The following is a 9,538-nucleotide window of genomic DNA, read 5'->3' on the forward strand; positions in this document are numbered from 1 at the left end:
CATTCAAAATGAACAACCGTTAAATTACTTTTCCCTGCATATGCAGCGATTTCATTGAGACAACTAAATAAATCTTCTATGTCATACACATTTTTCAGCACACAACTAATAGGATGTCCGGCATATGCGATATATCCATCGACATCCTCTTTAATCTTATCCCCAGTTTGTACCTCTGAGAGAACTAATGATTGAATTACATAAATTCTAGAAATATTTAAGTACTCCATTTTTTATCCTTTGATCGATTTAAGATGGAGAAAACGTTTGATGCATCAGATATACCAGACCTCGAATATGTTTTCAGCGGTCAGAAATTTAATGGAAGAGTAAAATAAAGTTATGCTTTGGGCACACCTGAGACCTTCTGCTGCTTCGGCTTTAACTCCTGTGTCGCTCTAAAATAGCTGCCTAGCCTTTGGCGCGAGCATTAAGCGACCAATCCTACCCCATACCTCTTCCACATCCAATAAAAAAGCACGCAGTGTGAGTTGCGCGCTTTTCAAAATCACTTGCTCCCTGTGTATACCATCACTTTACATCAGGGTAATAAAGTCACGATAACCCGTTCATAGCGCGAGAGTGCGGGTGTGCCTTTATCGGTCACTCGCACAATGATATGCAATGTTGTTTCGGCAGCGACTTTGGAAGTGGTGATGTTGATGCGTGCTAAATTTTCTGCATCAATTTTTACTTCACCTTTAAAGCCAGTGGCCTCCGGGTAGGCGAACCAGTAGTAGCTGATATTGTCGCCGTCTGGATCACTGGATTTGCTGGCATCCAGTGAAAAATACTCGCCGGATTTCACGCGCAATTGTCTTTCATGTGCGAGTGATGCTAGGGGCGGATGATTTGCTTCCGCGTAAGTATTTATTGTCCAATCCATACGCGCGGCAAAATCATTCTGAAAATCATCGCGCCAACGCCACAGACTTGCGGGATAATCGGTAAAGGATTTTTCGCCGCGTTTGGTTGCGCGGCCATAATCAGCCGCCACCCAAGGGGTGTAGGTATCCACTGCGTTCGTCCAGATGGGGCGCGTTTCTTGCTCAATGGGAATGCCGCCATTAAACCCGTTTGGATCGGTGTTTTCGCGCTGGGGAATATACAGTTCGTAGCGACCACCCCAACCACCCCACGCCGGATTCTCCGGTGAGTTCAAACCATTGGAAATTAACGCAAGCCAGGCGGGTGTATCGCCTTCTACACCGTAAGCAACATCGGGATAAATTGCGCCCAGTGGGCCGTGTTTTTGTTGAATGTGTTTGGTTAACCAGCGATTACTGATGCGCTTGTTGTCGATGCCTTCAACCACTTGATTCATACCCACCCAGGTTGCAGCGCCATAACCACCGGGGCTGACAATATAAAATAATTGCGGAAATTGTTGGCGAATCCAAAAGCCGGTGTCGTCTTGATCAGAAATAGAATACACACGCAACTTCGCAATTAGCCGCGCAAGCTCGGCGTCTGTTGTGTTCGCTTTCAATGTGAAAAGCGCTTGTGCCAGTGTGTTAGCACCGCCCCAAACGGAAATCCATAACGGACGCTCATCCTTCTCTTGTAATAGTTTGATAATCCAATCCGAACCTGCTGTATTTTTTCCTTCACCAACACCGGCCATGCCATACACAGGCGACCCATTTTTTACCAGACTGGCCAAGGTTTTTTCAGTAGGAAAACCCGCCTCATGTTGCAGCAAGTTTTTTTGAACCTTGCCGTAAGCGCGAATGACGTTATGAATTGATTCCGGCGCGATGCGATTTTTTTGATGTACTGAGGTAGTTGCGATCAAACCTTTAATATCGATCTGATTGGCGTAAAGCATCAACCGCACCAGCGTTTGTGTATCGTCGGGATCAGCCTCAATATCGGTAAGTACAATCATGCGATGATTAGTTTGGGCTGTTGCAGGCAAGATCACCATGCACAGCAGTAACAACACATAACTGGACAATAGTTTTTTAACACGCATAACCTTATTCACCAACGCGACTCCCATAGAAACGTTTTTCTTAAAAACAAAAATGGCCTGCACAGGCAGGCCCAAGGGGCGAATTACCTAAATGACTGTAGGTAATCCGTGACTTCACTCTTCAATAACAATTCAGTGGCGACGGCTTTATTGAACCTGTACCACCACACGCCGATAGGCATAGAGATTCGGCGAGCCAGAGTCGCGCAGGGTGAAAATAACGTGAATGCTTTTACCTTTTGCATCACCCGGTACCTGTAAGGTTGCCTGTACGGCGGAATTGTTTTGAATGGTCACACCGCCTTTGTAACTACTCGGTTCCGTGTAAACCGACCAATTAAAATTCAGGCTATTACCATCCGGGTCACGCGAACCATTGGCATCCAGTTTGAGGCTAGTGCCCGCCGCTGCATTCAGGTAAATCACATTGCGCGTGTTGTTTGCATTGACCACCGCAACCGGATGGTGGTTTGCATCAGCATAGTTGCCTGAAATACTCCAATCCATGCGCGCAGCAAAATTATTTTCATACCCGGCACGCCAACGGCTGATTGCACCGGAACCTTCACCGGTATTACCGAACATGCGATAGGTATCGTACTGGGCCTCATTAGTGACGGGTTGCATGCTGCGAATGCCGCTTTTTTTCGCGGTATCAAAGCGACCACCCCAATTACCTTGATCGACTTTTTCCGGATCACTCAGCCCATTCGGCACCAAATACATAAATGCCGGCGAGTCACCTTCTGCTGCGTAAATTCGATTGGGGTAAGCAGCACCTAAAGCTCCGTGATTTTGCACATTAGACGCGAGCCAACTGTCAGACGGTTGCCAGCCATAAACACCGGTAGCGCGAATAAAAAATAATTCCGGAAAGTTTTTGGTCATCCATGCGCCTGCATCATCTTGCCCGAGCACATCGTAAACGCGCAGCTTGCTAATAAATTTATTAAGGTCACTGGCTGAGCGCGTGTTTTGCACTTTCCAAATCGCCTGCGCAAGCGTATTACATCCACCCCAACAGCTGACCCACAGTGGACGCGCATCATTTTTGTCGGCGGCGGCAATAATTAAATTCGATCCTGCGGAGTCTTTACCTGCACCCACATCGGCCATGCCATAACCGCGCTGACCCAATGCAGAAATGGATTTTAGATACTCAACGGATGGAAAGCCCTCGGCATGTTTTTTCAGATTTGGTAACGCCTGACCATAGGCATTAACAATTTTGTCCAGCATGCTGGTATCGCTTTGGTTTTTGCGCCAGCAACTGGTACTGACCACCAAGCCTTCCAGATCAAATTCATTCGCCATCACTAATTGATGCACCAGCGATTGTTGATCGTCTGGGTCAGCACCCAAATCCGTGGTATTGATTAAACGGATTTTAGAACCTGTAGCGATATTGCCAGTTGAACTTGATGAGGAAGAGGATTGATTGACGATTAATTTTCCCGTCGCCGAACGAACCACGAATCCGGCAATTTGTGCATTGTCGATCAGGGTTTCCAAATTGATGTCCAAATAGCCGTCATTAACGGCAATATTTTTTGCCTCGTAGGTATAAATACCGTTGCGACCTGCGTAAGCAAATAAATCGACGCGCGACAGCAATTGCTGACCTTCAATACTCACGTTAAACGAACGCTTGCCCTGCGCATTGTGATAGATCTCAGCGAATTGCATTTCTACAGAATAACTTCCTGCGGTGACCGGAATGCGATAGGCGTAGGTGCCGTAACGTTCATCCTGAAATAAGGCATCTTCCGTGGTGCCGCGAATATCTTCTTTGGTAGTAGAAATTAAGCCACCGGTAAAATAAGCGTCGGCACGATAATTTACGCCTTTATAGGTGACGGCTTGGCCACCCGCATTAATCGCCACCACCACTGGATCGCCGGTTGTTGCTGCACTGGAGCTGGCTTTACTGGATTGTGCGATTGCACTTGAGCTTACTGATGTGCGCGACGAAACCAGACTGCTCGATACTTTTGAAGCACTACTAGCGGAGGACGACATTAGGCTCGCAGGTTTACTCGAGCTGGCAATAGAAGATGATTTGCTTGACGGCAAGGGCGCACCGGCCACCATCCAATCTGCACGCAAGGCAAATTCTGCTTGATACTGACTGAGCCCCGCTTTAATGCTTGCACCGCCGTCATCGAGCCAGCGATTAGTGGAGCCATCGCGACGATATTTTCCACCCCATCCACCTTGCGCAGGATTCTCAGCGTTATTAATTCCACGCATCGCGCTGATTAAATGCATGAACGCGGGCGAGTCACCTTCTTGCACGCCGGTAATCGCGGCGCCCTTGGGAGGATAAAGTGCCGCAAGCGGGCCGTGATTGAAACGAATATTGGTATCTAACCAATTACTGTTGCAGAGCGCGTTGCCGTCGCAAAAAAATCCCTGATAGGAATTTTTAGATTCAATCACAAATAAATTCGGCACATTCATAATGTATTGGTGCGTGCTGTCCTGGCAGGCGATTAAAAATACGCGCAGCTTGCCGATAAACGCATTGGCATCTGCTGCTGAACGTGTGCTGCGCACTTTCCAAATCGCTTGCGCCACTTCGCGCGGGCCACCTGCGACACCAATCCAGAGCGGGCGTGTATCCGGCTTATCGGCCGCTGCGATAATCGCATTGGAACCTTCGCTGTCTTTGCCAGCGCCAATTAAATTTTCAGCGGGTTGCTTGTTGCATTCCCACTTAATACTCACGCCATTGTTATTACCTTTTCCTTCGTAAGTTATTGCGCGCAACTTGTCGGCATTGGGGTAACGGCTATCGTATTTTTTTAAATTGTCCTGCACCTTCGCGTAGGCATCCCACACAGGATTCAAGTTGGATTTATTGGCAACCATGCCGTAAGTACCGGCAGATGCAATAAAGCCTTCAATATCCAATTCATTGGCGTAGGTCAGCAGACGCACGATGGATTGCACATCGTCCGGGTCGCTATTGGTAACCGGGATGGGAGGAAAGTCCGAGGTCCAGATCAGGCGAAAACGCTTGTTGTCGGCGTCGGCCGCGAGTGCTTGATTGCACAGGGATAAAACGCATAGCACCAGGCTTGCAGCCATGCGCCAGCCATGCGCCCGTTTTGTTAGTGAGGGATTCATATTTGAAGTCCTTGAGTCAGTTATTGTTGGGACCAAATCCGTGCATCAGAAAGCGCCTGACGACTACCACTCGCTTACTATATTCTTTGGATAGACTTGATTCTCCCTGTCTTTCAGCTAAAAGTGCCTGTATCCTTACCAATGAATAGTCCATCACCCAAACTGTGTTCTACTGCACGGAAACTCCGCTCATGCCCAATAAAGCGCTGACTCAATCCTTCGACCCGGACCGCCGGGATTTCTCGCCCTACGGACTCAGTTGCGTGAGCTGGCAGGCATCGGTGATGCCGAGACCCGATCACCACAATGAAATTGAAATCAATTTTTTGCCGCATGGAAGCCTGACCTATTTATTGGGAGGCAAGAAAGTCGAGATCCAAGAGGGGGCGATCAGTTTGTTTTGGGCTGCCGTGCCACATCAAATTATTCACTTTACGGATGAGCAGCCGTATTTCGTCGCAACCATTCCATTACAAAATTTTTTGCAATGGCGGTTACCCGAACATTTTGTACAGGCGTTATTGCAGGGCAATGTGATTGGCGAACCGGATCACGCGCGCAGAGAGCCGGACCTCTTTTTATTTGAGCAATGGACCAATGATCTTTATGTACAAAAGCCGGGGATAGCACGCGCTGTGACGTTGGAGATGCAAGCGCGCATAACGCGCTTGGCGGCCGATTATCACCGCGAAACCTATTCAGCTGATACGCGCGATCATCTCGCGGGAATTGCAGAGGCAGGGCTTAGCAAAGTGGAACAGATGGCGTGCTTCATCGCACAGAACTATACACAAAAATTAACGGTACAACAGATTGGCGAGCAGGTTAATTTACACCCGAGCTACGCGATGAATTTGTTTCAAAAAACCTTCGGCACAACGTTGATTAATTTTCTCACACAGCATCGCATCGCACATGCGCAACGCATGCTAACCACAAGCGATACCTCTATTACTGAAATCGGTTTGCAAGCAGGGTTTTCCTCTATGAGCAGATTCAATGATGCCTTTCAGCGAATCTGCGGCTGCTCACCACGCGATTATCGCAAGACCCACGACCATATTAATTCCGCAATTTTATCGACTCAATCCTAACCATTGGCTAACGCCGCTGAGTCTGCGCAATAGTAAAAATTCAATCACCAAGAGTGCGATGAGTGAAATCGCCAACAGCGGCAGAAAAATTGCCAGACCTATAGTAATTGCCACCACGGCAAAACCCACACGGGTTGGCATTGCCGGTGGTGCGCCTAACACGGAATCCGGTTTGCGTTTGCGCCATAAAATAAATCCGCTCACACTCATGAGTATTAACCCCGCGCAGGTCAGCACACCCAACACCAGATTAAACCAGCCAAATAAATAGCCTTCATGTGCGGCTACGCCGATACCAATCGCGCGGTCCAATAATTTTTTATCAGCAAAGAGCGATTGCTTTTCGATGGCACCATCGGCACTGATCCAGGCATCCACACGTTCGGGGCGATTGCCTGCTTGCGATGAGGCTTTCCAGGTATTGTGATGGGCGTTGCTGATACTCAATTCTACCGGCGGCGCCAATTGGATTTTTTCAGCGGTGGCTAAAATCGCTGGCGTTAAATCAAATACATCACTCGCCTGTGCACGCCAGTGTTGATGTTCTTGCGCGCGGCTTTGCGTCCAATCCTGCTGTGCGGAAAAATCCAGCGCGCGCACTTCTTTTAGCGCAGCGCCCCACACCAGCGCCCAGGGTAATCCGGTCACCAATAAAAATAAGGCGAGTGACGAAATCCAAATGCCGGTTACCGCGTGAATATCGCGCCAGAACGTCCGGCTGCCTTCGCGCAAGCGCGGATAAATAACACCAGCCAAGCCCTTGGCATTGCGCGGCCACCACAAATACACACCACTGACTAACAACACAATCGCCCAGCAAGCCGCTAATTCCACCAGCACTGAACCTACATTGCCCAACAACAATTCGCCGTGCAGCGTTCTAACAATATTCATCAGGGTTTCGCTGGAATCTTGTTTGGCGAGCACCTCGCCCGTGTAAGGATTCACAAACACCTGCCAATTGCTATCGGCCTGTACATTCACCAGAACAGCTTCGTCGGCTGCTTGCGGTAGGCGATAGCTTAAAAATTTTCCGTTGGGAATTGCGGCGAGTGCCGCTTGAATCTGTTGATTAGGAGCAAGGCGCTCGCCAGATATCGGCAGCGAATGGTATTGGCTTTGCTGCCAACTTTCGTAATGGGGCTTAAATAAATAAATTGCACCGGTGAGCGACAATGCGATTACAAACGGAATGCAAAAAATACCCGCGTAAAAATGCCAACGCCAGATGGTGCGGTAAAGGGCTTTACTGTTTGACGTTACATTAGTGATGGAAGTTGCGCTCATGATAAAACCTGCTTGGGGCACATCGTCATTGCACGCAGGGGAATCCATGTTTGTAACAGCTGGATTCCCCTGCGGGGAATGACGACTCCCTATTAAATTCAAATAGATTACATATCGTAAGAGAGACTTAAATACAGACTTCTACCCGGCCAAGGGTGTGCGACGTAACTCTCTTCATCGGTGAGGTTATCAATACCAAAACCCACTTCGATTTGGTCGCTAAGATCGTAAGTGGTTTTTACGCCAACGCGGGTGTAACCATCCTGTGCGCCCATCACTTGCTCTGCAGTGTCGGTATTGTCGAGGCGACCAAAACTTTTATCGGCGTATTGCAGGTTTGCACTCAAATCCCAACGATCGGTTGCGTGATAAGTCGCCATCAAATTACCACGCCAGCGCGGCATGCGGGGGTACTCATTACCTTCAAAACTTTTAGTGCCGGCTGGATTATTGGCTTCCGCCGTTGAGTTGTCGGTGATGATGGATTTGGTATAAGCCAGATTAAAACGTATATCCAACTCCGGCACCAATACGCCGTAGCGATTCAAAATTAACTCAACACCATCTGTTTCCACTTCATCGACAGCAGCAAAGGTAGTAACAGAGGGAACAGTGGAGCCGCTTGGCAAAAAAGTGGTTTGCGATTCAATCGCATCCTTAATCGTCTCGGTAAAAATATTGACGCGCGCATAACCTGCATCAAATTGTTTTTCAAACATCAGGTTGTGATGCAAACCATTTTCCGGTTTTAAATCCGGTTGCGCTTGTACAACCGACGAATAATTTAAGCTCTGGGTAAATAATTCTTCCACAATTGGAAAGCGATAGGCTTTTGCCAAGGAGTAACGCACCAACCAGTCTTCAGCGGGAACATAACCCAGTGAAAATTTTGGCGAGAATTGGTTGCGATCTGCATCGGCAACCTCAACCAGATCAAACGCCGGTGTGGCGGCGATATCTTTGCTGTAATAACCGTTTTTACTTTGCCACTGCTCATAGCGGCCGCCCAATGCTAAATCCCAACGGTCACTGACATCCCAGTTCATTTGCACAAATGCGGCAGCGATATTGGTTTCACCACCGGAACGACTAGTAAACCCGGCGTTGTCCGCCTGCTCCCAATTAGCGGAATTAAATACATCCAAATTGAGTTCGTAGGTTTCGTAACGAATGCCGGAAATCAATTCCATGGCATCTATACCGGTAAAAACAAATTTACCTTCAGCCGTTTGCCAACCTGTGTCCTGATAGTCAGTGGTTTGTCCGCGACCTTTGAATAATGGATCTTGCAGTGAATGACTGGATGCACGCGAGTTGTCTTCCAAAATCCGGAAGTCACTCACATTGCCTTCAAAGCGCAACTGCTCGTTTAACTCGCCTTTAATCCGCAAGCCGGTGGACAAACTGCGACGATCCAATTCGCTGGCGCCCAAGCGCGATGCGGGAACGGTAATCGCGATACCATCCTGAATAAAATTGCCCGACCAGACTTTATTGCCGGCCGCATTGGTTAGATAGGTATTCGGAGTATCGCGCAGGGTGTTGCGATCTTCATAGGCGATATTTAACAAGCTCGACCAGTTGTCAAAATCGTAACCCACTTTAATTTTGAAATTATCGGTAACCGCCTGCTCTACGCCGGTATCGCCAAAATAATACGCAGGCTTACCAAATACATCGGTATCTGTAACCATACCTGTCACAGGCGTGGCGTTATTCAGCGTGCGCTTGCTGTCAAAATAATAGGACTGGGGTTGGCTCTCATTTTCCAAACGGTTGTAGGAAAGATACAAGCTGAAATCGCCAAACGTTTCACCGTAGGAGACAAAAGTTTTGTAGCCGTCGAGGCGATCACTAAAACCGTAGGCAGAAAAATCTTGCGAGAAATAATCCAGATCCACATGCACTTGTCGCTCTTGCGGAATCGCGGTTTCAATCAGAATCACACCGCCCATGGAGTTGCCGCTGTACTCGGCAGAGAAAGGGCCGTAGAGAATTTCTACCTGCGCAATTTCACTTGCACTCACCATGGTCCAACGCGGCGCGCCGCTCC

Annotated in this window: 6 protein-coding genes; 1 reads left to right on the forward strand and 5 read right to left on the reverse strand. The window is 48.3% G+C overall.

Going from position 1 to position 9,538, the window contains the following annotated elements; all coding sequences use genetic code 11:
- The 3 genes from ACWA6V_RS11345 to ACWA6V_RS11355 form a co-directional block, all read right to left on the reverse strand.
- A partial coding sequence (locus ACWA6V_RS11345) for a hypothetical protein (RefSeq protein WP_449522588.1) occupies positions 1–230 on the reverse strand: 230 nt, incomplete at its 3' end.
- A 311-nt stretch (positions 231–541) separates the two neighbouring features.
- Entirely contained in the window at positions 542–1,975 is a 1,434-nt protein-coding gene (locus ACWA6V_RS11350; RefSeq protein ID WP_449522589.1) for a nucleoside hydrolase-like domain-containing protein, read from the reverse strand.
- A gap of 147 nt (positions 1,976–2,122) precedes the next feature.
- Positions 2,123–5,104, reverse strand: coding sequence for a nucleoside hydrolase-like domain-containing protein (locus ACWA6V_RS11355; protein ID WP_449522590.1), 2,982 nt, complete (start codon positions 5,102–5,104; stop codon positions 2,123–2,125).
- A gap of 191 nt (positions 5,105–5,295) precedes the next feature.
- On the opposite strand from ACWA6V_RS11355, the gene ACWA6V_RS11360 reads away from it, so the two are divergent.
- Entirely contained in the window at positions 5,296–6,198 is a 903-nt protein-coding gene (locus tag ACWA6V_RS11360) for a helix-turn-helix domain-containing protein (RefSeq protein WP_449522591.1), read from the forward strand.
- Here the strand turns inward: ACWA6V_RS11360 and ACWA6V_RS11365 are convergent.
- Positions 6,181–7,485, reverse strand: coding sequence for a PepSY-associated TM helix domain-containing protein (locus ACWA6V_RS11365; protein ID WP_449522592.1), 1,305 nt, complete (start codon positions 7,483–7,485; stop codon positions 6,181–6,183). The genes ACWA6V_RS11360 and ACWA6V_RS11365 overlap by 18 nt on opposite strands.
- A gap of 107 nt (positions 7,486–7,592) precedes the next feature.
- Positions 7,593–9,538, reverse strand: a 1,946-nt coding sequence (locus ACWA6V_RS11370; RefSeq protein ID WP_449522593.1) for a TonB-dependent receptor, incomplete at its 5' end; no start/stop codon positions are given.

Source organism: Cellvibrio sp. (genome assembly GCF_053579595.1).

Excerpts from the sequence above, each read along its gene's own strand:
- ACWA6V_RS11350 (WP_449522589.1), bottom strand. The coding sequence starts at position 1,975 with ATGCGTGTTAAAAAACTATTGTCCAGTTATGTGTTGTTACTGCTGTGC.
- ACWA6V_RS11360 (WP_449522591.1), top strand. The coding sequence starts at position 5,296 with ATGCCCAATAAAGCGCTGACTCAATCCTTCGACCCGGACCGCCGGGAT.
- ACWA6V_RS11355 (WP_449522590.1), bottom strand. The coding sequence starts at position 5,104 with ATGAATCCCTCACTAACAAAACGGGCGCATGGCTGGCGCATGGCTGCA.
- ACWA6V_RS11365 (WP_449522592.1), bottom strand. The coding sequence starts at position 7,485 with ATGAGCGCAACTTCCATCACTAATGTAACGTCAAACAGTAAAGCCCTT.